The sequence below is a fragment of the Vibrio sp. 1641 genome, assembly GCF_033339995.1.
Classification (GTDB): domain Bacteria; phylum Pseudomonadota; class Gammaproteobacteria; order Enterobacterales; family Vibrionaceae; genus Vibrio; species Vibrio alginolyticus.
On the sequence record NZ_JAWOVP010000477.1, the window covers coordinates 1 to 530 of the forward strand.

The 530-nt window shown below is 38.9% G+C and carries 1 protein-coding gene and 1 pseudogene; both read right to left on the reverse strand.

What is annotated here, in order from left to right:
• Positions 1 to 257: pseudogene (locus R7Z47_RS26655) on the reverse strand (relaxase); the annotation flags it as partial.
• Positions 247 to 530, reverse strand: a 284-nt coding sequence (locus tag R7Z47_RS26660) for a plasmid mobilization protein (protein WP_318130999.1), incomplete at its 5' end; no start/stop codon positions are given. The pseudogene R7Z47_RS26655 and the gene R7Z47_RS26660, both read right to left, overlap by 11 nt.

The following is a 530-nucleotide window of genomic DNA, read 5'->3' on the forward strand; positions in this document are numbered from 1 at the left end:
CTCATGAGCGTTTCTTCAAACGACTGCATTAAGTTACTCTGTAACTCTTTGCTAATGTCGCTTTCTTCTTTAGCAAAGCTCAAACAACCCGTTGTATACGCGTTCTTAAAAGTAGAGTTGTGGAGTAGCTGACGCGTAACGTCAGGGTTTCCGCTCAAAAGCTCAGGCTTTTCAGAGCGATTCTTGTCACCCAGCAAGTAGTCAATACCACCAGTTACGCCCTTGGAAGCTGTAGGTTTGAAGAATTTAACAAGCATCAGAAACCACCTTTTTCATTAAGTTTTCAATCGACTTTATTTGTATGTTTAGTCTCGCAACTTCAATCGGGTATCCTGCCTTTGCATGTAGGTTTGCAACACGCGCTATCTGATTTAAAAGATTGCCTACACTTGCAATATTTTTAATTAATGCAGGGTCAGCCAGTTTAATATCTGGCTGCTCTTTCATTTCAATATTTAATGCAGAATTTCTCATAAAATTCGACATTGAATAATTACCTCTCCTTTTTTCTATAGCGTCAAATTCTGAGT